The organism is Streptomyces piniterrae (assembly GCF_005048155.1).
In the GTDB taxonomy this organism is placed as follows: domain Bacteria; phylum Actinomycetota; class Actinomycetes; order Streptomycetales; family Streptomycetaceae; genus Streptomyces; species Streptomyces piniterrae.
The window spans coordinates 1-23,739 of the sequence record NZ_SUMB01000004.1 but is presented as its reverse complement, the minus strand read 5'-3'; the positions used below and the strand labels follow the sequence as shown (position 1 = coordinate 23,739).

The following is a 23,739-nucleotide window of genomic DNA, read 5'->3' as shown; positions in this document are numbered from 1 at the left end:
TTCGACAAGGCAGGTAGTTCGACAAGGCAGGCAAGGAGGGGAGCGTGGCCGACGAGCACGCCGAGACGGTGCGGCTCCTATGGGGGCCGCACCCCAAGCCCGCGCGGGGCCCCAGGCCGAAACTCGACCTGGACCGCATCGCGCGCGCCGGCATCGAGATCGCCGACGCGGACGGGTTGTCCGATGTCTCCATGCAGCGGGTCGCCGCGCAACTCGGCGTCACCAAGATGGCGCTGTACCGGTACGTGCCGGGCAAAGCCGAACTGGTCGCGCTGATGGTCGACGCTGCGATCGGCCCCTACCCGACAGCGAAGAGGGCGCGTGGTGGCTGGCGGGAACAGTTGGAGGAATGGGCCCGCCGGCTGATCGCCCTCTTCCGCCAACACCCATGGGTACTGGAGGCCACCATCGGCCCGCGGGTCATGGGGCCCGGGGAGTTGTCCTGGCTGGAGCGTGCCGTCTCCGCACTGGACGGTACGGGGCTGAGCGGTGCCGAGCGGATGGACTCGGCTGTCCTGCTGGTCGGTCACGTGCGCGGCATCACCCAGCAGGCCCGCGCAGCCGGCTCCGGGGGAAACCCCGAGGCACAGCTCGGGGCCATCCTCGGCGAGCTGATGCAGGCACACGGCGAGCGATTCCCCGCGCTCACCTCGGCCCTCTCCTCGGCAGCCCGATCCGGCGGGCAGGATCAGGCATGGGAGTTCGGCCTACAACGCATCTTGGACGGCTTGGCCGCACTCATCGACCAGCGCGCTCGATGACCACGGTGCGCATCGTGCCGTGTCGCCGCTGGGTAGCTGCTCAACTTCACCTGCGACGAGCTGCCGCCAGGCAGAGGCCGCGAAGCCGAGGAAGGCTGCGTGGGCGTCGTCGTCTGCCCGGGTAGCGCGCAACCGGTACGCCATGCGGTGTTCACCTGCTCCTGCCGCGCCCTGGGCATCACGAACCAGACCGACCTCTTCACCACCATCCGCAAGGCGCTGCAGCTTCGCTGATGCCCTGTGACGGGCGTGGGGGAGGGCCGGGAACCGTCGGCCCTCCCTCATTGGTCCTCCCTCACGGGCGGATCATCTCGCTGCCTCGTGTGCATGCTGAAGACGGTGAAGAGGTGGTTGTTCGTTGAGCGAGAGGACGAGAAGGCGTGGATGTGTATGAGGCCGTGGACAGTCGCCGGGCCGTGCGGGCGTTCAGCGATGAGCCGGTATCCAAAGAGGTACTTGAGAGAGTGCTGGCTGCGGCGACGCGGGCTCCGTCGAGCGGCAATCTCCAGCCGTGGCATGTGTATGTCGTGACCGGCGAGCCCTTGGCCGAACTGAAGAGGCGTGCGACGGCCAGGGCACTGGCGGGGGACCCGGGTGACGAGCGGGAGTATCCGATGTATCCGGCCGAACTGCCCTCGCCGTATCTGGACCGCTTTTCCGCCGCGGCCGCTCAGCGGTACGAAGCGCTGGGAATCGAGCGCGACGACCCCGAGAGGCCCATGAAGATCGCCGCCTTGAACTCGGAGGCGTTCGGGGCGCCGGTCGTACTGTTCTGCTACCTCGACCGGACGATGGGGCCCGGTCAGTGGGGGGACGCGGGGATGTACCTGCAGACGGTCATGCTGTTGCTGAGGGCGGAAGGGCTGCACAGCTGCCCTCAGGTGATGTGGACGATGTATCGCGAGACCGTCGGCCGGATAGTCGGAGCCGACGACGGGCTCACACTGTTCTGCGGTGTCTCGGTGGGATTCGAGGAGGAAGGCGTGCCACGGCTGCGCACCGGGCGGGCGGACATGACAGAAACAGTGAGCTTCGTCGGCGTGTGAAGCCGAGGAGGGGGTTCCGGCCAAGCCCCTGGCGTATCCCACCAGTTCGGCCCGCGATCTCGAGGAGTCCGTCCGCTCCTGCCCCTCCGATCCCGCCCGGTCGAGGCTCTCCCTCCGAGGCTCCCGCAGCGGCGTTGTCAGTGGTCCGTGGCACGATCGTTTGCGTACCGACCACCGCAGCGTTTGCGTACCGAGGACCGCAGCGTTTGCGTACCGACGACCGCCTCCTCCCGCTCCGTGAAGGGAACGCCAAGTGACCGTCAGCTGGTCCACCGCCCTCCGTCTCGCCGTGCAACTCGCCGGCCCGGACACCACGGACGCGCTCATCGAGCGGCTGGGTCCGCAGCTCGTGGCCGCGGTGGCCGAACGACACCGTGTGCCGACGGCGGCGGTCGAGCCTCTGACGGCCTGGGAGGAGCAGGGGCTGTGGCGCGCCATGACCGATGATGTCGCGGGGTTCCAGGGGCGCGCGGTCGCGTCGGGCGATCCGGACGTCGCCCGGCTGCTCTACGTCGAACGGCACCGTCGCAGCCCCCAGCTCCTTGCGGTGATCCTGGCCGCCGCCGACCCCGCGGATCCGCGCTGGTATGCGGCGGGCGGGCTCGTTCCGGCGGTCCTGGAAATGACCGCCGACCTCGCCCTCGAACCGGCCTTGCACGGCCCTTTCCCCGAACTGGTCGAACACGCCGTCATGCAGCTGGGGCCGGAACTGCCGCTGCCGGTCGTGCTCGACGCCTGCCACCATCTGGCCGACCTGGCCGGAGCCGCCGGTGTCGGGGAACTCGCCAAACGCGTCGAGGCGACGGCCGACGAGCTCGCCCACCCGGGACTGGCCGAGCTGCTGCACACCGCCGCCGCGGCCCCGGACCCGTCCGCCTTCCTCCAGGAGCAGCGGCCGGCCGAGGAGTGGACGGACCCGGCGCATGCCCACGCCCTGCTGCGGGTGCGCCTCCGGGAACGCGACGTCCAGCAACCGGCCGGCCTCGGCTGGGAACTCATCCTGCGCGAGCACGACCGGCGGCCCTTCGGCGGGAAGCGAACTCCTCCCGAGAACCGGTACATGGACCCCCTGGTCTGCATCGTCGGTTGGGACGGCTGCCCGGAAGAGCTGATCGGGGAGTGCCTTCCGGACAACTTCTGGGCAGTCCTCGACGCCGGCGCCCGGATGCCCTTCGAGGAACTGGTCAGGGTGTGGAACGCAAAGAGGGGCCGCAGCGACGAGATCGTCAGGCGCGGTGCCCTCATGGGGCATGTCGACCGCATTCTGACCGAACTGACACCGGCCCGGGACGTTCTGGACGCCCTCCCCTCCCACCATGAGCCGACCCGCGAGGCCATCGCCGCTGTCCTCGCCCCGCTGGGCACGGACCCGGTCAACTGGCTGACGTTCTACGCGCGCATGGGACGCACCGACGGCACCGCCCCCGAGTTGATCGCCGATGCCGTCGCGGTCGACTCTCCGAAGAAGCGCACCACCACCTGGCCCCGCCCCCTGGACGCGGTGTTCCCCGTCACCGCGCCGAGGGATTCGCGCGCCGTGTTCCTGAACGTCCTCGGCTGCGCCCCGGAGGCGGCGCAGATCGCCGTCGTACCGCATCTGGACGCCCGCGCCGTACAGCACTTCCTGGTGTACGGCGATCCCTCCCCGGCCGTCCGGGAGGCGATCGTGGCCGCGCACGGTGTACCGGCCCTCGCCTCGTACGCGTCCAGCCGCAAGCTGCCCGCCGCCACCGTCGACTACCTCTTCGACCTCGACGAACCGGCCGTCGACGCCAACCTGTTCGCCCACTGCCATATCGACCAGAAAGAGCGGGAGCGGCTGCTCGCCGGGCGGCTACGCGGCGGCGGTACGCGCACGGCCGTGCCCGAGGAACTCCTCGACGCACTCGACGAGGTCAATCTCGGTCACTACCGGCACTGGCTGATGGCGGGTCTGGAATCCGGCGATCTCGGTGTGGCCCGTAAGATCGTCGGCCGCCTCAGGCTCCAGATACCGGCGACACGGCTGCGGCTGCTCGTCGCCGTCTGGGAGCGCGGCGGCCCGGACGCCGTCCGCGAGATCCTGGCCATGGACCGCCTCCCGGCCACCCTGCGCCGTCAGACCGAGAAGCTCCTGGACACCCCGGACGGACTGGACCGGCTGCGCGACCGGCTCGCTGAGCAGGAAGCGCCGGCGAAGCTGATCGGCCACCCACCGCAGAAGCTCGCCGGCGACCAGATCGCGATTCCCTGGCCCGCGATGATCGAAGCGCTGCGGGCCGGGAGTCTGCCGGACAACGCCCTGCGCACCTTGACGGAGTTTCCGGGCTGCCCGCCCGAGATCCTGGTGGAGGCGTTGCCCAGCATCACACTGCCGGAGGTCCATCACCAACGCCGTAACCACCACTGGGTCACCACGGGGCTGGAACAAGGCACCCTCACCCCCGAGGAGGTCCTGACCCACGCCGCCCCCGCACAGGCGGCCCTGAGCCACCTCGACCATGCCGTCAGCAGCTTGCCGCCCGCTGACCGCCAGGCCCTCCGGTCCCAGGTCACCGCCCTCACCGACCGCCACCTGGGCGGCAATGTCGAGGCATGGTCCGTCTGTCTCCAGCTGCTGCCGACGTTCGCCGGCACCCTCACCGAGCTGATATCCACCGCCGGAGCGGTGGCCCAGGTGTAGGCGTCCGAGGGCAGTTCCGGCGCCGGGTCGTCGCCCCCAGTCCGCCCCGGAGGAGCAGGCCGAGCATCAGCAGCCCGGGGGACTCGGCGAACAGAGTCAAGGCGATCATGCAGAGCGAGAACCAGCTACGGAAAATGACCCGCCGTCAGCCGGGGCGGACACGGGCGAAGGCCTGACCGCCTACCGGATTGCTCAACCCCCGCGCTTGACACGGCCCCTGATCGCCAGGGCGGCGAGGCCGAGCAGGATGGGTTCGGTGAAGCGGGACGCCATCTCGATGTATCGGCCGATTGTGGTCAGTCCTTGGCCGCTGGAGCGGAATACGACCGAGTTGATGACGATGTCCGCGGCTTTTGCGGCGCGGTCGCTGGTGAAGCGGTCCGTGAACTCCCGCTGGATGCGAGGGTCCTGCTTGCCGATGACGCCCGAGCTTGCCGGGTAGGGGCGGCCCGGCTCATCAGGGATGCCGAACCCCATCATCAACACGATGGTCATCATCATGGCCGCAGCAAGCCAGCCCAGGGCACGCGATGCCCGTAGCCCGTAGCCGGACAGCAGCCAGTACGCCTGGAGCAGCCAGCGTTCGCCCGTGCTCCAGCCCTGGCTCTGCCGGCGCATCTCCATCTCGCCGTAATAGAAGTCCGCAGCGCCCGGCTCGTCCTTCGCGTCCTCGCGGGCCTTGCGTAGTTGTCGGTACGTGTGCGCAAGCGCAGCTGGTTTCGCCGGCGCCCCGTTCGTCTGCCATCCTCGCCATCGGGCCTCTTCGGCGATGACGTTTCGCCGCGCCCAGCGTCGATTCCTCGGCGGGAACGCGAAGGTGCATGAACCTTCGATCTGCAGTTGGTCCAGGTTGTGTGCCCCGGCGAAGCTGCACTCCGCGAGATCCACGTCGAACAGCAGCACCATGGAGGCGTCGACACCGGCGAGCGAGATGACGCTGGGCCGGAGCGAACTCGTGCGCTGGCTGGGGATGGCGGGTATGCCCGCGTCGGCGACGTGATGTTCCATCGAAGCGATCGTGCACCGTTCGGCGAAGACGGCGCGGCTGAAATCCATGCGTGCCGCCTCGACCTTCAACGTCACCGCGGCCTCGAATCGGGCTGCGGTCCAGTCGATGCGCTCGGCGGATATCTGGGACACGGTGGGCTCCGTGATCACTGCTTCGGTGAGGCCGAGAAACGAGATGCCGCGGGCTTCCATGAACCACGGCCCCTCGGCGAAGCGCGCACCGTGGAACAGGGCCGACCCGCCGAATTCGGCATAGTCGAAGTTGGCCTTGCCCGTGAAAGCCGTTCCGCTGAACAGGGCCCCGTCGGCAAGGACGGCGCCCGCGAAGTTGGCGTCGCCGTGAAATCGCGCATCCTTGAACGAAAGGGCCCGTGCGGACCCGGGCGCTCCTGCGAAGACCGCTCCGGTGAAGTGGGCACCATCGCGGAACACCGCACCGTCAAACGAGGCACGTCGAAACTCCACTCGTCTGAAGGGCGCCTGACCCACGAACTCGGCACCCGCAAAGAGTGCGTCTCCCAAACGCGGCTGCCAGGTCGCCGGGTCCCGGAGAGAGGTGAGCAGGGACTCCACAAGCGCTGTGCTCAACTCTGTACCGCGCAGATCAATGTCCATCCCTGGCTGGAGCCCGCTCACGAAGGCATCCCGCTGATCCGGACGGAGGTGCCGGAGACATTCCGCGTGGCTGCGAATCTTCCTGCCGCGGCATCCGACAGGATCGTCGCTCGAGGATCCGTGGCCGCAATGCGGCCACGGGGGTGGTGTCGCCGTGCCCATGCCCTGATGACATCAGGCATGGTCTCGGTACCGCATGTGTTCCGTAGATTTTCCTGAGCTTGTTCGGCTCGGCCTACTTAAGGGCGGCAAGGCCCCTCTGCAAATCGTCGAGGTTCATGACCGGCTCGAACGTGACCTCCGCGCCCATCTCCTGGAAGAACGGATCGGCGATGGAGGGCAACTGCGAGCTGTCCTGCATGTCGAATACGAGAATCATGGAGCGCCCGCCCTCGGGGGTGAAGTAGGCGGCCTCCGGCTTCAGTCGCTCGATGGTCGACTTCAGCGAGTCGGGCATCGTTCCGCCCTTTGTCACCTCATTCGACATCTGGGTGTCCATACGAGCCTTCATCATCATCCGCATCGCGCGCTCTCCTCGCGCACCGCGACCTGCGCGGTTTCGTCCGCGCTTACTGGGATCCGGTGCATCCAGCTCAGCTTCACCTCGGTTGATCACCGTCCGCAACATTTCCTACGCCCCGCGTGATGTCAGGGGAGATGTGACGTTGGCACGCGCGCGGACGCGGCGGCGGATGGAGAGGACGCGTCCGCCGAGGCGTGAGCCCGAGGCGGCGGGGAGCAGCGGGCGCATGCTGGGGGTATGGCTGGGAGAGGCCCCGGAGTTGTGTTTGCCGCGCCGTCGCTGTGCCGGATGGACGAAGAGCACTGGACGGTGAGCACTGGACGGTGGGCCCGGTGTCAGTGGGCCGGCGTAAGGTCCCCTCAAGATCCTGGACATCAAGATTCTCAACGGGGAGATCTGCCATGAGCAGCACCGAAGGCGGTACGCACGAGGGATTCACGGCCGAGGAGCGGGCCGCGATGAAGGAGCACGCGCAAGAGCTGAAGACGGCAGCGCGCCGCCGCTCGCGCGCGGACAAGGCGGCGGAGGAGGAACGGGACGTCCTCGCGAAGATCGCCGAGATGCAGGACTCGGACCGGATCATGGCCGAGCGCGTCCATGCCGTCATCACGGCCAGCGCCCCGGCCCTCGCGCCGAAGCTCTGGTACGGGATGCCCGCCTACGCGCGGGACGGCAAGGTTGTCTGCTTCTTCCAGAGCGCAGGGAAGTTCAAGTCGCGCTACGCGACGCTCGGGTTCAGCGACCAGGCGAAGCTGGACGAGGGCACGATGTGGGCGGCCGCTTTCGCTCTTACCGAGGTCACGGCCGAGGTGGAGGCGCGGATCGGTGCGCTCGTGAAACAGGCGGTGAGCTGAGGCGTGAGCCGTGACGTGAGCCGTGACGTGAGCTGAGGCGCGCGCCCGGCGGGCGGGCTGGGGCCTGCGGCATCTGTACGTGCTCGGTGGCCGAGCCGCGCTCGTGCCGGCACCGGGGTACCGGGGCACGGGGCACCGCGGCACCGGGCCGCTGGGGGAGCGGCGACGCCGGACCGTCACCGTTCCCCCGGCTATGCCCTACGCCTCGGTGGGGATGTCCTCCATCCGGCGCCGCAGCCGCTGCATGCCCGTCAGCCAGCGGTCGGTGTCGGTGGCGCGCAGCGCGTAGTGATCGCGTACCTCGGGGTGCGGGAGGATGAGGAACTTCCCGTCGGCCAGTGCCTCCACGACGGTGTCGGCGACCTCGTCCGGGGTGAGGACCGCCCCGTCCAGGGCTGCCTTCGCGGCGGGGTCGCTGCGCTCGTACATCTCGGTGCGCACACCCATCGGGCACAGCGCCTGAACGGTGATGCCCCGGTCGCCATAGGTGGCCGCGAGCCATTCGGCGAAGGCGAGCGCCCCGTGCTTGCTCACCGCGTACGGCGCGGCGGCGGGGTGGGTGAGCAGGCCCGCGGAGGAGACCGTGGCCAGGAAGTGGCCCCGCCCGCGCGCGAGCCATGGCCCGAGCAGCTGCTGGGAAGCCCGGATGTGGCTCATCACGTTCACCTGCCAGGCGCGCTCCCAGACCTGCTCCGGCGCGTCGGCCCCGCCCCCGGGCTCGATACCGGCATTGGCGCAGAACAGGTCGATCTCGCCGAGGTGGGTGCGGGCGGCGGTCACCAGGGCGGCCACGTCCCGCTCGGCGGAGGCGTCACCGGGAACGGCGGTAGCGCCGATCTCCTCGGCCACGCGCGCCACGGCAGCCGCGTCCAGGTCGTTCACGACCAGACGGGCGCCCGCGGCGGCGAACCGGCGGGCGAGGGCGGCACCGATGCCCGAGCCGGCTCCGGTGACGACGACGGCGGCGTCCTTCAGCTCCATGGCGGTGTCCCTCCTATGGCCGTGAATGTGGCCCTGAATGTGGCCGTGGCTGCGGGCGGTCTGGTGCGGACAACCCGCACAGGCCCGTGGGGTGAGCGGGCGGCTCTCACTCGTCGGCCGCCTTGACCTCGTCCGCCACCTTGAGAACGAGCTTTCCGGTGTTATCGCCCTTGAACAGCCGCAGCAGCGCGTCAGGGAACGCCCGCACGCCACCGTCCACCACGTCCTCCAGCGACCGCAGCTTCCCTTCCGACAGCCACTGGGCAAGCTCGGCGGTGGCCTCGGGGTACCGGTCGGCGTAGTCGAAGACCACCATCCCGGTCATGGAGGCGCGGTTCACCAGCAGCGACATGTAGTTGGCCGGGCCCTTGACCTGGTCGGTCGCGTTGTACTGCGAGATCGCGCCGCAGATGACGATACGGGCGCCCCGCGCCAGACGGGTCAGCACGGCGTCGAGGACGTCACCGCCGACGTTGTCGAAGTAGACGTCCACGCCCTCGGGCGCCACCTCGCGCAGAGCCTTCCGCACGTCCTGGGACTTGTAGTCGATGCAGGCGTCGAACCCGAACTCCTCCACAACCAGACGGCACTTGCGCTCACCACCGGCGATGCCGATGACCCGGCAGCCCTTGATCTTGGCGATCTGGCCCACCACGCTGCCGACCGCACCGGCCGCACCGGAAACCACGACGGTCTGCCCTGGCTCGGGCTGTCCGATGTCGAGCAGCCCGAAGTAGGCGGTCATGCCCGTCATGCCCAGGACGCCCAGGTACACCGGCAGTGGTGCCAGCGCCGGATCGACCTTGGTCAGGTCGCGGCCGTCCGACAGGCAGTACTCCTGCACGCCGAGCGTGCCCGACACGTAGTCGCCCACGGCGAAGCGCGGGTTGTGGGAGGCGATCACCCGGCCCACGCCGCCCGCGCGCATGACCTCCCCGATCTCCACGGGGCGGATGTAGGACTTGCCCTCGTTCATCCAGCCGCGCATGGCCGGGTCCAGCGACAGGTGGATCACCTCGATCAGCAGCTCGCCCTCGCCCGGCTCGCCGACCGGCTCTTCGACGTACTCCCAATCGGTGGGCCTGGGCAGCCCGACCGGTCGCGCGGCAAGCCGGTACTGGTGATTGGTGCGGCTCATGTGGAGGGCTCCTCAACTGTCGGCGCTGACCCGTGGGCGGGGCGGTGCCGTGCGTGCGGCGGTGGGCTGTCGCAGGGCCGCCTTGCTGTGGCGGGGACCGGTCGGCCTCGCTCGGGCTCGGCGCACCGACTGGTCGGTATGGACGTCGTGAGGCTAGTCCCAGGGGGTGACGCAGGGCAAGGGTGGGGCTGGTTGTGGATCTCCGGTGATCGTAGGGGTGAGCCTCTGCACGCCCGCCCCTAGGCCCCGCCGGTGTGACGGTCGTCTCACGAGACCGCTGGTTGACGCTTCCGTCCGCCCGGTGCAGGGTGAACCTCATCCCGCACCCTGAGCAACCGCTTAGTACGTGGAAGGAAGTGCCGATGCCGGTGCCGATGCCGGAAGCGGCCGGTCATCGTCGCCACTGCCCGCTCAACGTCGACGGCTGCGCGATCGCGGTCGAGCGCGCGATCGGCGTGACCGACGCCCGCATCACCAGCACGTTGATCAACTCCCTGCGTCAGGACGGATGAGGGCGGGGTGGATGAGGGCGGGGTGGATGAGAGGCAGGGCGCATGAGAGGCAGGACGACGAGGTGGACATGAGGTTCGCAGGACGTACGGCGATCGTGACCGGAGCCAGCCGGGGGATCGGGCTGGCCGTAGCCGAGCGGCTGGTGGCCGACGGCGCCAAGGTCGTCGTCACCGCCCGCAAGCAGGAGGCGCTCGACGAGGCGGTCGCCCAGCTGGGCGGTCCCGAGCACGCGATCGGCGTGGCCGGCCACGCCGACGACGTGGACCACCAGGCCGAGGTCCTCAAGCGCGCGATCGACACCTTCGGCAGCGCCGACCTGCTGGTGAACAACACCGGCATCAACCCGACCTACGGACCGATGGTCGAGCTGGACCTGGCCGCGGCCCGCAAGATCGTCGAGGTCAACTGCCTCGCCGCACTGTCGTGGGTGCAGCAGGCGCACCATGCCTGGATGAAGGAGCACGGCGGCGCGGTCGTCAACGTCTCGTCGGTGGCCGGCATCCGACCCGCGCCGGGGATCGGCTTCTACGGCGCCAGCAAGGCGATGCTCACCCACATCACGCAGGAGCTCGCGGTCGAGCTCGGTCCGGACATCCGCGTCAACGCGGTCGCCCCGGCAGTGGTCAAGACCCAATTCGCCACCGCGCTGTACGACGGCCGCGAGGCGGAGGTCGCCGCGGCGTACCCGCTCAAACGGCTCGGCGTCCCTGAGGACATCGGCAGCGTCGTCGCCTTCCTGCTCTCCGACGATGCCGCCTGGATGACCGGGCAGCTCCTGGTCGTCGACGGCGGCGTCACCCTCACCGGCGGTGTCGAGTGAACGTGAACGGCCGAGTGAACGTGAACGGCCGAGGCGCCGTCGTGACCGGCGCCGGGCACGTCATCGACCGTGCCTACGCCAACCGAGCTTGTGTCGACGGCGTCACCGTCGCACCGGGGGTGGTCACGCGATGAGCGTCGAGGCGGTCGTCTTCGACTACGGCGGTGTGCTGACCACCCCGGTTCGCCACTCGATCGCGGCCTGGCTGGCCGCCGACGGCATCGAGCCGGCGTCCTTCTCCCGCACGCTCAAGGCCTGGCTCTCCCGCACCAGTCAGGACGGGACCCCGATCCACCGGCTGGAGACCGGTGAGCTGTCCGTCGCGGAGTTCGACGCCCTGCTCGCCGCCGAGCTGACCACCGTCCACGGTGGCCCGGTCGACCCGGTCGGGGTGCTCGACCGGCTGTTCGCCGGTATGGGCCCCGACCCGGCGATGTTCAAGCTGGTCGAGGATCTGCTTGACCGTGGCATCCGGGTGGGGCTGCTCTCGAACAGCTGGGGCAACAGCTACCCGCGCGAGCAGATCGACGGGCTCTTCGACCCGGTCGTCATCTCCGGCGAGGTCGGGCTGCGCAAGCCGCTCGCCCCCATCTACCAACTTGTGCTCAAACGCCTCGGCCTGTCCGCACCGTCCGCAGACCGGGTGCTGTTCGTCGACGACGCCGAGCCCAATGTGCTCGGCGCCCGGGCCGTCGGGATGCAGGCGCTGCTGCACACCGATGCCGCCACCACCCGCGCCTCCATCGCGGCCCTCATCCCGGACCTGGCGCTCTCACCGCAGGAGTGACCCGTGACCACCATCTCCCGCACCACCTCCCGCACCACCATCGTCACGGGCTCGGCCCGGGGCACCGGCGCCAACCCGGCAGAGCGGCTTGCCCTCAATGTGGCTCCGCGGCTCGCCGCCGACGGCTTCACGGCCGCCGCCGTAGGCCTCGACGTCACCCGGCGAGAGACCGACACCGCGCCCGATTCCGCGCCCCACACCGCGCCCGACACCGCGCCCCACACCGTGCCGACACCCTGTTCATCGACGTGCCACGGCGCGTCCTCAAGGAGAAGTGAGTGAGAGCGCGATGTCCTTCAATCTTGCGACGATCCTGCGTGAGTCCGCCGAGACGGCTCCGGACAAGCCCCTCGTCCACGCCGGCGAACACTCCCTGACCTACGCCCAGGTCGACGAGATCTCCGGCCGGGTCGCCAGCGGCCTGCTCGCCCTCGGCCTGGAGCCCGGCGACAAGGTGGCGATTCAGCTGCCCAACCTGCCGCAGTTCCTGTTCGGTTACTTCGGCATCCTCAAGGCCGGCCTGGTCGTGGTGCCGCTCAACCCGCTGCTCACCGCACCCGAGGTGGCCTACCACCTGACCGACAGCGACGCGCGCCTGCTCATCACCTTCGAGCAGTTCGCCGCGGCCGCGACCCAAGGCGCGCGCGAGGCCGGGGGAGTGCCGACATACGCCGTCGCGTACGGCGCCCTGCCGGACGGAACGCGCGACTTCGAGGAGCTCATCGCGGCCGAGGACTCCGGTGAGATCCACCCGACGTCGTCGGACGACACCGCGGTACTGCTCTACACGAGCGGCACCACCGGCAAGCCCAAGGGCGCCGAACTGACCCACTTTCAGCTCTATATGAACTGCACGGCGTCGGGCGAGGTGTTCGGCGTCTCGTCGGCCGACATCTCGGCCGCGGTGTTGCCGCTCTTCCATGTGTTCGGGCTCTCCAGCGTCCTCAATGTCACGGTGCGCTTCGGCAGCAGCCTCGTACTGATCCCGCGGTTCGAGCCCGAGGCGGTGCTCGACGCCGTCGAGCGGCATGGCGTCACGATCTTCTCCGGCGTGCCGACGATGTACTTCGCCCTGCTTCAGCTGGACGTCACGGGCCGCGACCTGTCCAGCCTGCGCGCGGCGGTCTCCGGCGGGGCGTCGATCCCCGGTGAGGTGATCCGGGCCTTCGAGGAGAAGTTCCCGGGCGTGATCGTGCTTGAGGGCTACGGCCTCTCGGAGACCGCGAGCACCGCGACATTCAACATCAGCGCCGAGCAGCGCAAGGTGCTCTCGATCGGCAAGCCCATCTGGGGTGTGCAGGTGCGGGTGGTCGGCGCCGACGGCAGGGACCTGCCGCCCGGCGAGGACCATGTCGGTGAGATCGTCGTCCGCGGCCACAACATCATGAAGGGCTATTACAAGAAGCCCGAGGCCACCGCCGAGGCGATCCGCGACGGCTGGTTCCGCACCGGTGACCTGGGCTACCGCGATGACGACGGCTACTTCTTCGTGGTCGACCGGCTCAAGGACCTGGTGATCCGCGGCGGCTACAACGTGTACCCCCGGGAGGTCGAGGAGGTGCTCTACGGGCACCCGGCGGTCGCCGAAGCCGCGGTGGTCGGCCGTCCCGACGACCGGCTCGGCGAGGAGGTGGCGGCGTATGTCGCGCTGAAGCCCGGAGCCGACGCAGATGTCGAGGCGTTGGCGGCGTACTGCCGGGAGCGGCTCGCGGCGTACAAGTACCCCCGCGAGATTCATCTGCTGCCCGAGCTGCCCAAGGGCTCCACGGGCAAGATCCTCAAGCGCCGGCTCCGGGGCTGACTCTCACCCGAGTTCGTGAGCGCCCGACAGATGGCGCGTCAGACGGCTTTCCCTTCATGCCAACCAGTCGGTATGGTGCGCGAGCCCCCCCTCGCGTTCCGCCCGCACGGAAGGTCGAGCCATGACGCACTACGGGGAAAGCTGGTATCCCCCGGAACCACCCCCAATGCCGCCGCATCGGTACGACCTGACGGGGGCTCAACCAATCCCTCGACCTGGCCCTCCACCCGGTCCTCGGCCCGGTCCTCAGCTGGGCACGGAACCGACACCCCGACGGCCTCCAACCCGACGGCCCCCAGCACCCCGACGGCCCCCGGCACCCCAACGGCACCCCGCCGAGCTGGCCTCCCTGCGCTCGGCCTATCGCACCCTGCGCCGGGTCTCCACCCTCACCGCCCTCGGCTACTTCGTCCTGTGCGTGATCCTTTCCTGTTACGCCAAGGACCTGATGAGCGCCCGGGTGGCCGGTGAGGTGACCTTCGGCATGGCCCTGGGGCCATTCCAGTTGGTGTTGACCTACGCCGCGGTCCGCTGGTACGAGCGCACCGCCCGGCGTTCGGTGGACCCGTTGGCGGCGCGCATACGGAAGCACAGAGCGAACGGCGAGGTGCGCGCGTGACCGACTTCGACTCCGGGACGCAGTCCACCGTCCTGGTGATCTTCACGGTGCTGGTCACGCTGACACTGCTGATCTGCGTGATCAGCGGACCGGACCGCGACGACCTGCCGAACTTCTACACCGGCTATCTCTCGCTCACCCCGTTCAAGAACGGCCTCGCGATCGCGGGTGACTACATCTCGGCGGCGACCGTGCTGAGCACCACCGGCATCATCGCCCTGGCCGGCTACGACGGCTTCCTCCTGGCGATGAGCACGGCGCTGTCGCTGGTGTTGCTGATGTTCCTGCTCGCCGAACCACTGCGCAACGCCGGCACCTACACGATGGGCGATGTGCTCAGCCGCACCGTGCCCGGAAGCGGCCGGTCGGTGCGCATCGCGTCGTCCGTCGTCACACTCATCGCGAGTGTGCCCTTCCTGATCGTCCAGTTGTCCGGCGCCGGATCGCTGCTGACGTTCATCCTGGACATCCCGCTCGACGGTGCGAGGACCGCGAGTATCGTCATCGTCGGCACCCTCATGATCATCTATGCGGCCCTCGGCGGAATGCGGGGAACCGCCATCATCCAGATGATCAAGATTGTGCTGCTGCTCGGCACCAGTGCGATCGTGGCTTTCCTGGTGCTGAACCGCTTCGACTGGAGCATCGACGACCTGCTCCAGACCGCCCAGCGGGGCAGCGGAGCGGGCCCGGCCTACCTCGAACAGGGCGTGCAGCTCGGCCAGTCGGGCAGCGCCAAGCTGGACTTCATCAGCCTCCAGATCACCATCCTGCTCGGGGTGGGCTGCCTGCCGCACATCACCATGCGCCTCTACTCGGCACGGAACGCCAAGGCCGTACGGCGGTCGATGTCCTGGGCGGTCGGCGCGGTCACCACCTTCTGCCTGCTGGTCATCTTCATCGGTACGGGGGCCGCAGCCCTGGTCGGGGCACGCGAGATCACCGCCGCCGACCCCCAGGGCAGGACATCCGTGCTGCTGTTGTCCAGGGTGCTGGGCGCCTCGTCCTCGCTCGGTGAGACCCTGCTCTACGCGGCCGTGGCGGGCACCGTCTTCATCACCCTGCTGTCATCCGTGGCGGGGATGACCCTGGCCGCGGCCAACTCCCTCGCCCACGACCTGTTCGCCGGGGTGATACGGGCCGGCCGGGCACGACCGCGCACCGAGATGAACGTGGCGGGATGGGCCAGCGTCGCCGTGGGAACGCTGGCCATCGTGCTCGCCGTGATGGTGCAGGACTGGAACGTGGGGGTGCTGACCACGACCGCCATCTGCGTCGGAGCGTCGGCGGTGGCCCCCGCGCTCACCTACTCGCTGTTCTGGCGGGGATACACCCGCACCGGACTGCTGGCCACGCTCTACGGCGGCACCGCGAGCGTCCTGTTCGTGATGGCCTTCTCCAAGGCGGTTTCGGGATCGCCGGATGCCGTCTTCCCGGACATGGACTTCCAGTGGTTCCCGCTGCAGACCTCCGGGCTGATCTCCATCCCGGTCGGCTATCTGGCCGGCTGGCTGGGCAGCCGACTGGACCGCCGCTACCGCGCCGCGGTGAGCACGGAGAGCCGCCGACGGTACGAGGAGGGCGAGGCACGGCTGCTGGCGGCGGCCGACTGACTCCAGTGTCCGAGGCCGCTCACGGCGTACCGCTGCTTTAGGGGCGCAAAGTTGTACTGATGGGAGAAAGTCAAGGCGCCGCGCCGTATGACGCATGGGGGCCATGTAGGTTGCCCCCGTGCGGATACCGGGAAGCAGCGGCAGACAGGCCATACGTGGCCTGACGACCGCGCTGCTGTGTCTGCTGCTCGGCTGTGTGAGCCATGTCTCAGCGGGTGGGCGGCTTCCCGGGCCGGGGTGGCTCTCCGTCATGTTCGTGCTTCTCGCCGCCATGGGCGTGGGGCTGGCCCGCAGGCCTCGGGGCTTCGACGTCCAGGTGCTGGTGCTGGGTGCGGCCCAGTTGGTGCTGCATGTCGTGTTCCACGCGGCCGGGATGGCGGCGGCCGGGCCTGCGGCCATGCCGTCAGGCAGCCTGCACCATGTCGCTGGCCCTATGCACGACCACGCGGGCTCTATGCACCACCACGTAGGCCTTGCGCACCATCACGGCGGAATGGTGGTCGACCCGGTCTCCGGCGGCGGCCACCATCCGACAGCGGCGGCCATGACGCTGGGGCACGGCGCGGCGGTCCTGATCACGGCGGTATGTCTGGCCTACGGAGACCGGCTGGTGCGACGGCTGGCCGCAATGGTCCGGCCGAGGCTCGGCTTCCTTCAGCTGTCGCCACTTCCGCCCGCCGCCCCGCAACTGTTGCCGGGCGGCCCGCGGGTTCTGGTCCCCAGGTACGGAGTGCTGCTCGCTCGTGCCCTGCCCCGCAGAGGCCCTCCGCCGCCGAGACCGGCCTGACGACAGCCCGCTTCCCCCACATCCCTCCCGCACGGCCGCCGTTGCCCGCGGGCGGGTACGGCATGCTGCCCTTCCTTGTGTGCGAGTCAGGTCGGTTTCGCGACTTCTGTCGCGTATTGCGCCACGTCGCTGTACAGCGGCGGCACTCTCATCCGACTTCCCCCTGAGCGCCTCGGCTCGCCGATCGCGCGCACCTGGAGTTCCGCATGTCCACTTCGCCCGAAGGCCCACCCAAAACAACGTCTGCCGAACCGACCGACCAGCCATCCGAAACGGGCGTCGCCACGGCAACCGCAACGGCACCGTCGCCCCCCTCCGACAACGACAGCCCACGGCCGAACAGTTCCCGGCAGGGAGTTCGCGCCCTCCTGGCACGTCTGCACTTCTACGCGGGAGTGTTCGTCGCGCCGTTCCTGATCCTGGCGGCTCTCACCGGACTCGCCTACGCCTTCGCCCCGCAGCTCGACCAGCTTGTCTACAGCGACCAGCTGACCGTCGAGAAGGTCGAGGGCAGGCCCCACCCGCTGGCGGACCAGGTCGCCGCCGCCCGCGCCGACCACCCGGAGGGGACACTCGACTCGGTCATCACCCCTGCCGATCCGGAGGAGACCACCCGCGTCGTACTGGCCGTTCCGGAGCTGGGCGAGAAGCAGCGCACCGTGTTCGTGGACCCGTACACCAACGAGGTCAAGGGTGCGCTGACCACGTCGTTCAACTCCACACCCGTGACCACGTGGCTCGGCGACCTGCACCGCAACCTGCACCTCGGCGAGCCGGGCCGGCTGTACTCGGAGACGGCCGCCAGCTGGCTGTGGGTGATCGCCGCCGCCGGACTGGTGCTGTGGCTGTCTCGTGCCCGCGCCCGGCGGGCCAAGCGGATCCGGCGGGCGCTGCTTCCCGACCGCAGTGCCCGCGGCGTGCGCCGCACCCGCAGCTGGCACGCCGCCACCGGCGTGTGGGTGGCCCTGGGCCTGTTCTTCCTCAGTGCCACCGGCCTGACGTGGTCCAACTACGCGGGCGCCCGCTTCGAGACACTGCTGGACAAGGTCCACTCCCGTACTCCCGAGCTGAACACCTCCCTGGCCTCCGCTCCCGGAGGCACCCAGGGCCAGCACGGGCACCACGGCGGGTCGGGCTCGTCGAAGCAGTCGGTCGATCCCGTATCCGACATCGGCCCGGTTCTGGCCACCGCACGGCAGGCCGGACTCACCGGCACCGTCAAGCTGACCCCGCCGGCCGACGAGCACAGCGCCTGGTCCGTTGCGCAGAACGACAAGGTGTGGCCGGTTCACCTGGACCAGGTGGCCGTCGACGCTGACAAGCGCGAGGTCACCGCCGCCAACCGGTGGTCCGACTACCCGTTGTTGGCCAAGCTGACCAAACTCGGCATTCAAGCCCACATGGGTGTGCTGTTCGGCCTCGCCAATCAGCTCCTGCTCGCGGCCACCGCCATTGGCCTGCTGTTCATCACCGTCATGGGCTACCGCATGTGGTGGCAGCGCCGCCCCACCCGGGCCGACCGCAATGCCCCGCTGGGCAAGCCGCCCGTCCGCGGGGCCTGGCGCCAACTGCCCCTGCCGGTGCTTCTGCTCGGTGCCCCGGCAGTGGCGGCCATCGGGTGGACCTTGCCGGTCCTCGGCGTCACCCTCCTCGGCTTCCTGGCTGCGGACGTCGCCGTCGGCCTCATCCGGCGCTACCGGCTCAGTCGCCGCAACATGACCGCTTCGACGAGGTAACCGAGGTAACGCCAACCATCCCTGAGACGGTGGGGTCAACGCTGGCGGCAGCGGTCCCGCCGTCTCGGGGCGAGGTGACTTCGTCGCAGACGAGTACGTCGGGATCGGTCACCAACACACGGGCCATTGAGTGCCGACGAGCAGGGCCGCCTCTCCGATTGGCGAGGCGGCCCTGCTGACGCGTGCGGTGTGGACCTGAGCTTGACGCGACCTCAAGCCGTGTCAGCCATCCATGGTGCTTTTGCCGTTCAACCGTGGCACTTTGCCGTTCATCCGTGGCGCTTTGCTGTCACCGTGAACTTGCCGCGAATGCCTTCGCCGACCATGCCCGGCTTGCAGGCCGTGGTGTACGAGCCGGCCTTCGTGACCTTCACGGTCATCGAGCGGGACGTGCCGGGCCCGATGCCCTCGACCTCGCTGACCACCTTGTTGTCCGGGCTGAAGAGGTAGAACTCGGTGATCTTGTTGCCCCCGTTTGTGATCTTGAAGCCGATGGATCCGGCAGGTGCCGACGTCCGGGAGAGCTTGCAGGCGTCATCGGTGGCCTGGACGGTGATGGCTCCCGACTTCGCGTCGCCGCCGGCCTCGGGGGCCTTTTCGGCGCACGCGGTCAGAAGGGCGAGGGGGCCGACGGCGAGCAGGGCGAGGGTGGCGGGCGGGGTCAGGCGGGTGGGCCGAGAGGTCATAGCGGTCGGTCTCCTGGGGCGATAGACGAGCGAGGGAAGCGGGCGCAGTGTAGGTGCGGGGACGGCTGGGTTGTCCAGATAGTGATCCTCCCGCTGGCTCTTTACGGGCCTTTTATGGCCTCGACGGCTCGTTGATGCCCCGTCAACTTCCCTACGACCAGGGGGAACCGATCGCGAGCGCCCGATATATCACTACTGTCCGCATCGCGAGACGCCTTGACTCGCGCATGGTGCGACTTTAGGTTCGCCTTACCTTACTCCCCAACCGAAGGTTTTCAGCCATGCCTAGAACCGTGCTGCGTTCGCTCGCTCTCGCCGTGCCGCTCGCCCTCGCCCTGACTGCCTGCGGCGGCGGAGATGCCGACAAGGCGGAGAAGGCGCCCGCCAAGGGGCAGGCGAAGGAGACCGCCCCGGCCGGTGTGGCGCACCAGCACACCATCCTTGAGGCGGAGATCGAGGCAAAGGGCGGCGAGACCAAGGCCGGCGAGTACCGCATCGGCTACATCGTCGAGGCGGCCGAGCCGTGGTTCCACGGCGAGCACGGCGAGCACGGCAAGCTCGTCCACCGTGAGCCGGCCAAGGACGAGACCCACCACATCGAGATCATCCCGATGGAAGCCAAGACCGGCCGCATCGTCCCGGATGTGCCGATCCGTCTTGAGGTCGTCGACAGCAAGGGCAAGGTCGTCCAGGCCCAGGACCTGAACTTCTATTACGCCGAGTTCTTCCACTACGCCAACAACTTCTCCATCCCCAAGGACGGCAAGTACACCCTGCGCGCCACGCTGCAGCGGCCGACCTTCCTGCGGCACGGCGCCAGCGGTGAGAAGCCCGCGCTGAGCGAGAAGACCACCGCCACCTTCCGCAACGTGGAACTCAAGTCGGAGAACTGATCAGTGGTCCCGACCTCCGACAGGCCGATGGTCGCTCCGGTATCCCGGCAGGCCGGGGTACCGGGGTGGGCCGCGCCTGGCGACGACGGCGGGCCCGGCGACCGTCCACCGACACCGGCCTGGGCACTCGCCGCCCTGGGAGTCCTGAGCTCCGCCACCCTGGTGGCCGCCTGCTGGGCGGCCGACCACGTTCACGCCGACCCGCCCGTCCAACTCGCGGCCCGCTTCCTGCATCTCGTGTCGCTCATCGTCGGACTGGGCTCCGTACTCGCCGTCGACTGGTTCGCCGTGCTGTGGATGCTCGGACGGCGCCGACTGTCCGACGTCCTGCGCACCGCCTGCGCCCTCCAGGTCCCGATCTGGCTCGGACTGGCCGGACTGGTCGTCACCGGCCTGTTCCTCCGCCCCGACCTGGCATCACCGCTGACCCAGCTCAAGCTGGGACTCGTCCTGGCCATCACCCTCAACGGCCTCTACGCCCATTGGCTCGGGCAGCGCCTCGACGGGTGTCGGGACGGCCGGGTGCCGCGCCCCCTGCGCATCCAGTCCGGTGTGGCCGCCTCCGTCAGCCAGGTCGGCTGGTGGGGCGCCAGCCTCATCGGCTTCCTCAACAGCCAGTCCTGACTCGACGCCAAGAGCAGGTCGCGACCTGACAACAACGGCGGGTCCGACCTGCCGGCCTGACGACCAGGCCTGACAACAACGGCGGGTCCGACCTGCCGGCCTGACGACCAGGCCTGACGACAACGCCGGGTCCGACCTGCCGACCTGACGACCACGTCTTAAGGAGACCGTGTGTTCGCCAACTACCTGATTGGCCTGCGCGAGGGCCTCGAAGCGACTCTCGTCGTCTGCATCCTCGTCGCCTACCTGGTCAAGACCGGCAACCGGAGCAAGCTGCCGCCGATCTGGCTCGGCGTGGGCATCGCCGTCGCCCTCAGCCTCACCGTGGGCGCGGTGTTGCAATTCGGCTCCACCCAGCTGACGTTCGAAGCCCAGGAGGCGCTCGGCGGCGTCCTGTCCATCGTCGCCGTGGGCCTGGTGACCACCATGGTCTTCTGGATGCGACGCACCGCCCGCCATCTGAAGGCCGAGCTGCACGGAAAGCTGGACGAGGCCCTGGCCATCGGCACCGGCGCCCTGGTGGCCACCGCCTTTCTCGCCGTGGGCCGCGAGGGGCTGGAGACCGCTCTCTTCGTCTGGTCGGCGGCGCAGGCCACGGACGACGGAGCCCGCCCGCTGGCCGGCGCAGTCCTCGGCCTGCTCTCGGCCGTTGTGCTCGGCTGGCTGTTCTACCGCGGTGCCCTGCGGATCAACCTCGCGAAGTTCTTCACCTGGACCGGCGCCGTGCTCGTGGTCATCGCTGCCGGCGTCCTCGCGTACGGCGTCCACGACCTGCAGGAAGCGAGCATCCTGCCCGGACTGGACAACCGCCTGTTCGACATCAGCGCGACCATCCCGCCGGACAGCTGGTACGGCGCTCTGCTCAAGGGCATCTTCAACTTCCAGCCGAACCCGAGCGTGCTCCAGGCGATCTTCTGGGTGCTGTACCTGCTACCGGTGCTCTTCCTCTTCCTGCGCCCAACCCGCCACCCGGCGACCCCCACACCGGCAACGGCCTGATACTGCACCATCGCTGCATGGCCGTGTCGCTCAGGCGTCGGCGCGAGGCGTCCGATCGGCCGCATGCCGCCCGGCCAGGGCGACGCCGAGGGAGTCGGCGCACATGGGCTTCGGTGCGCGCTTCTCGTAGAAGACGTCGATGTCCGTGATGGTGAACCCGGCGGCCTTCACCATGTCGACGATGGGCCGCGTGAGGTGGCACCCGGCGAAGAGCCGCTTGTTCAGCGGTTCGAGGCGTCGTTGCCAGCGGCGTACGTTCACATCCTCCGCCGGGGCCAGTCCGTGTTCGAGGAAATGCAGGGTCCCGCCGGGCTTGAGGACGCGCCGCACCTCTCGCAGAGCGGCATCGGCATCGGGGATGGTGCACAGCGTCCAGGTGGACAGCGCGGCGTCAAAACTGCTGTCCTCGAAGGGCAGCGACTGACCGTCCAGACCGGCGCGCCGCACCGGGATGCTTGTCGCCCCGATGCGTTCGCCGGCAAGTCTCCATCCGACATCCGAAGGCTCGACCGCGGCCACACCGGTGACGGCCGCCGGATAGAAGGGAACGTTGTGCCCCGAACCGAATCCGATCTCGACGATTTCGCCCCTCAGGCCCTCGCAGACCCGGCGTCGTAGCGGCTCGGCAGCCTTCATCCCGCAGGCGACGTCGACGATTCGCGGCACGACTCGCTCGGCATAGAACCCCATAGCGACCTCCGCGTCTCATATCCAGCATGGCACCGGAGCGACCAGGACGCACTGCGCTGCCGCTGCCGTTGCGGCTTCCCGGTGACCTGGTTGGCCGCCGCCCGTACGCCTGCCGGGGGCGGGCGGGTGCTCCGGCGAATCGGAGTGATCAACACTGGCGCTGGACACCGACGGTGTGCGTACCCCTCTTCACGTCCCCGGTCTCGTCGACCACCACCACATCCTCGTCGTGCAGGCGCTCCAGGACGTATTCGCGCACGTCGTCGCGCACGGCGTAGGTATCCCGCCTGGCCCGGCCGAGCAGATGCTGCATTGCCGTCCGGCGTGACCTGTCCGGCCCACTCGGCGATGCTCCAGCAGTTCTTACGTGGCAGATCCGACAGCTGACCCAGTATCAAGTCCCTCACCCGGCATCGGAGTTCGACCCGTGCGAACCGGACCGCTATCCCGGCCCATCAGGATCTCGAACGTCTCCTGCCAGCGGGCAGGGTCCACGCTGTGGCCCGCGGCCACTCCACCACCAAGATCACGGTCTACGGCTGGAGCACCAGGTCGCGCTGGTACCAGATGCCGGCCTTACCACCGAGGTCAACCGGGTCGGCCGGGCCAACCGGAACGAACCCGGCCTTGGCAAGCACCCTCTGGGACGCGGCATTGCCGCGGGAGGTGCCCGCCCGCAGTGTGCGCAGCCCGTGCCGCGCCGACGCCAGCCGGCACAGCTCCCGGACGGTCGCGGTCGCCACACCGCGGCCGGCAACATGCTGCGCGACCCTGTAGCCGAGCTCAGCAGTCCCGTCCTCGAAGTCGTACAGGTTGAACCGGCCCAGAACCGAACCATCCTCGGCGACGAGCACGTAGAAGGCACTGATGCCGGCCTCTTGCTCAGCCAGCAGGGCGCTGTACCGGTCGGCGAACTGGTCGAAGAACTCGTCACCGCGGTCGGAGACCGAGGCAGCGAAGTAGGCGCGGTTCGCCAGCTCGAAGGCCAGGACCGCGGGGGCGTCGTCGGCATGCAGCCGCTTCAACTCAGGCACTGCCCGACTGTACCCAGATGGATGGCGCGCTGAGGTCACCTGAGTTTCCGCCACCGGCAGACAGCCCCAAGACCAAGGCACATAACCAGCTACGGCTGGAGTATTGGGCACCTCGGAAACTACATGGACGATTCAACCGGGCGCCGGTTCACAACCCTCGGATTCGCCTCCAAGGGCAAGGGGACATGCCTGTATCCGCTGAGTGGCGAAAACCTCAGGGAAGGCTCGCAGGTCAGCATGGAGATATGCCTGGCAAAAACATATAACGCCCCTCGAAGGGCCCGGAGGGGATTTCCGGGCCCCACTCCTACTGCGGAAGCACGACCCGCACCACCAGGCCGCCGCCTTCGCGGGGCTCGGCGGTGATGGTGCCGTCGTGTGCGCGCACCACGGACCGCACGATGGACAGGCCGAGGCCGACACCCTTGTCGCTGCCGGTGCGCTCGGTGCGCAGCCGCCGGAAGGGCTCGAAGAGGTTCTCGATCTCGTAGGCCGGGACCATCGGTCCGGTGTTGGAGACCACCAGTACCGCGCAGCCCGGTTGTGCCT

General features: G+C 69.1%; 25 protein-coding genes and 1 pseudogene. 17 read left to right on the top strand and 9 right to left on the bottom strand.

The annotated features are described in order from the left end of the window. Positions 1-44: 44 nt before the first annotated feature. The 4 genes from FCH28_RS12735 to FCH28_RS12725 all read left to right on the top strand — a co-directional run bounded on the left by FCH28_RS12735 (position 45) and on the right by FCH28_RS12725 (position 4,469). Positions 45-761 (top strand): TetR/AcrR family transcriptional regulator, encoded by a 717-nt coding sequence (locus FCH28_RS12735; RefSeq protein WP_136739999.1) that lies wholly within the window; start codon positions 45-47, stop codon positions 759-761. Positions 762-860: 99 nt separating this feature from the next. After that, the gene (locus tag FCH28_RS39695) at positions 861-995 is read left to right on the top strand and encodes a hypothetical protein (protein ID WP_281289699.1); all 135 of its coding nucleotides are present in this window, start codon (positions 861-863) and stop codon (positions 993-995) included. Between the two features lie 146 nt (positions 996-1,141). Next, entirely contained in the window at positions 1,142-1,807 is a 666-nt protein-coding gene (locus FCH28_RS12730) for a nitroreductase (RefSeq protein ID WP_136739998.1), read from the top strand. A gap of 253 nt (positions 1,808-2,060) precedes the next feature. Continuing rightward, positions 2,061-4,469 carry a hypothetical protein gene (locus tag FCH28_RS12725; protein ID WP_136739997.1) on the top strand — a complete coding sequence of 803 codons (2,409 nt, stop codon included), beginning with the start codon at positions 2,061-2,063 and terminating at the stop codon, positions 4,467-4,469. 192 nt (positions 4,470-4,661) lie between these two features. On the opposite strand, the gene FCH28_RS12720 is transcribed toward FCH28_RS12725, so the two are convergent. Beyond that, the gene (locus FCH28_RS12720) at positions 4,662-6,113 is read right to left on the bottom strand and encodes a pentapeptide repeat-containing protein (RefSeq protein WP_246102730.1); all 1,452 of its coding nucleotides are present in this window, start codon (positions 6,111-6,113) and stop codon (positions 4,662-4,664) included. 214 nt (positions 6,114-6,327) lie between these two features. Beyond that, a complete protein-coding gene (locus FCH28_RS12715; RefSeq protein ID WP_136739995.1) occupies positions 6,328-6,615 on the bottom strand; it encodes a DUF3303 family protein in 288 nt (95 codons plus the stop codon). 401 nt (positions 6,616-7,016) lie between these two features. On the opposite strand from FCH28_RS12715, the gene FCH28_RS12710 reads away from it, so the two are divergent. Then, entirely contained in the window at positions 7,017-7,469 is a 453-nt protein-coding gene (locus FCH28_RS12710) for an iron chaperone (protein WP_136739994.1), read from the top strand. 198 nt (positions 7,470-7,667) lie between these two features. On the opposite strand, the gene FCH28_RS12705 is transcribed toward FCH28_RS12710, so the two are convergent. After that, positions 7,668-8,450, bottom strand: a complete 783-nt coding sequence (locus tag FCH28_RS12705; RefSeq protein WP_136739993.1) for an SDR family NAD(P)-dependent oxidoreductase — start codon at positions 8,448-8,450, stop codon at positions 7,668-7,670. A gap of 106 nt (positions 8,451-8,556) precedes the next feature. After that, complete coding sequence (locus tag FCH28_RS12700) at positions 8,557-9,588, bottom strand: NADP-dependent oxidoreductase (protein ID WP_136739992.1); 1,032 nt, start codon at positions 9,586-9,588, stop codon at positions 8,557-8,559. A gap of 362 nt (positions 9,589-9,950) precedes the next feature. Between FCH28_RS12700 and FCH28_RS38060 the strand changes: the two genes are divergently transcribed. From FCH28_RS38060 to FCH28_RS12660, 9 genes are all read left to right on the top strand, one after another. After that, positions 9,951-10,100, top strand: coding sequence for a hypothetical protein (locus tag FCH28_RS38060; RefSeq protein WP_169314133.1), 150 nt, complete (start codon positions 9,951-9,953; stop codon positions 10,098-10,100). Positions 10,101-10,168: 68 nt separating this feature from the next. Then, on the top strand, positions 10,169-10,921 hold the full coding sequence (locus tag FCH28_RS12695) for an SDR family oxidoreductase (RefSeq protein WP_222852412.1): 753 nt from the start codon (positions 10,169-10,171) through the stop codon (positions 10,919-10,921). A 130-nt stretch (positions 10,922-11,051) separates the two neighbouring features. Beyond that, complete coding sequence (locus FCH28_RS12690) at positions 11,052-11,708, top strand: HAD family hydrolase (RefSeq protein ID WP_136739990.1); 657 nt, start codon at positions 11,052-11,054, stop codon at positions 11,706-11,708. 3 nt (positions 11,709-11,711) lie between these two features. Continuing rightward, entirely contained in the window at positions 11,712-11,990 is a 279-nt protein-coding gene (locus tag FCH28_RS12685) for a hypothetical protein (RefSeq protein WP_136739989.1), read from the top strand. Next, positions 11,983-13,509 carry a long-chain-fatty-acid--CoA ligase gene (locus tag FCH28_RS12680; protein ID WP_342781619.1) on the top strand — a complete coding sequence of 509 codons (1,527 nt, stop codon included), beginning with the start codon at positions 11,983-11,985 and terminating at the stop codon, positions 13,507-13,509. Before FCH28_RS12685 ends, FCH28_RS12680 begins: the two co-directional genes overlap by 8 nt. Positions 13,510-13,630: 121 nt before the next feature. Further along, positions 13,631-14,128, top strand: coding sequence for a DUF485 domain-containing protein (locus FCH28_RS12675; protein WP_136739988.1), 498 nt, complete (start codon positions 13,631-13,633; stop codon positions 14,126-14,128). Next, positions 14,125-15,741, top strand: coding sequence for a sodium/solute symporter (locus FCH28_RS12670; protein ID WP_136739987.1), 1,617 nt, complete (start codon positions 14,125-14,127; stop codon positions 15,739-15,741). The genes FCH28_RS12675 and FCH28_RS12670 overlap by 4 nt, the downstream gene beginning before the upstream one ends. Positions 15,742-15,859: 118 nt before the next feature. Next, positions 15,860-16,528 carry a hypothetical protein gene (locus FCH28_RS12665; RefSeq protein WP_246102727.1) on the top strand — a complete coding sequence of 223 codons (669 nt, stop codon included), beginning with the start codon at positions 15,860-15,862 and terminating at the stop codon, positions 16,526-16,528. Positions 16,529-16,734: 206 nt separating this feature from the next. Beyond that, positions 16,735-18,264 carry a PepSY-associated TM helix domain-containing protein gene (locus tag FCH28_RS12660; protein ID WP_136739986.1) on the top strand — a complete coding sequence of 510 codons (1,530 nt, stop codon included), beginning with the start codon at positions 16,735-16,737 and terminating at the stop codon, positions 18,262-18,264. A 269-nt stretch (positions 18,265-18,533) separates the two neighbouring features. Here the strand turns inward: FCH28_RS12660 and FCH28_RS12655 are convergent, their stop codons facing one another. After that, positions 18,534-18,950: a cupredoxin domain-containing protein gene (locus tag FCH28_RS12655; protein ID WP_136739985.1), complete on the bottom strand. Its 417-nt coding sequence runs from the start codon at positions 18,948-18,950 to the stop codon at positions 18,534-18,536. Between the two features lie 281 nt (positions 18,951-19,231). Between FCH28_RS12655 and FCH28_RS12650 the strand changes: the two genes are divergently transcribed. The 3 genes from FCH28_RS12650 to efeU all read left to right on the top strand — a co-directional run bounded on the left by FCH28_RS12650 (position 19,232) and on the right by efeU (position 21,466). Then, positions 19,232-19,843 (top strand): iron transporter, encoded by a 612-nt coding sequence (locus tag FCH28_RS12650; protein ID WP_136739984.1) that lies wholly within the window; start codon positions 19,232-19,234, stop codon positions 19,841-19,843. 27 nt (positions 19,844-19,870) lie between these two features. Beyond that, positions 19,871-20,467, top strand: a complete 597-nt coding sequence (locus FCH28_RS12645) for a hypothetical protein (RefSeq protein ID WP_136739983.1) — start codon at positions 19,871-19,873, stop codon at positions 20,465-20,467. A gap of 171 nt (positions 20,468-20,638) precedes the next feature. Next, on the top strand, positions 20,639-21,466 hold the full coding sequence (gene efeU / locus FCH28_RS12640; RefSeq protein WP_136739982.1) for an iron uptake transporter permease EfeU: 828 nt from the start codon (positions 20,639-20,641) through the stop codon (positions 21,464-21,466). A gap of 30 nt (positions 21,467-21,496) precedes the next feature. On the opposite strand, the gene FCH28_RS12635 is transcribed toward efeU, so the two are convergent. The 4 genes and pseudogenes from FCH28_RS12635 to FCH28_RS12620 all read right to left on the bottom strand — a co-directional run. Then, positions 21,497-22,156 carry a class I SAM-dependent methyltransferase gene (locus tag FCH28_RS12635; RefSeq protein ID WP_136739981.1) on the bottom strand — a complete coding sequence of 220 codons (660 nt, stop codon included), beginning with the start codon at positions 22,154-22,156 and terminating at the stop codon, positions 21,497-21,499. Positions 22,157-22,310: 154 nt separating this feature from the next. After that, a pseudogene (locus tag FCH28_RS12630) lies at positions 22,311-22,602 on the bottom strand (transposase); the annotation flags it as partial. Positions 22,603-22,689: 87 nt separating this feature from the next. Further along, positions 22,690-23,190, bottom strand: coding sequence for a GNAT family N-acetyltransferase (locus FCH28_RS12625; protein ID WP_136739980.1), 501 nt, complete (start codon positions 23,188-23,190; stop codon positions 22,690-22,692). Positions 23,191-23,497: 307 nt separating this feature from the next. Next, on the bottom strand, positions 23,498-23,739 hold a 242-nt coding region (locus tag FCH28_RS12620), incomplete at its 5' end, for a sensor histidine kinase (RefSeq protein ID WP_136739979.1).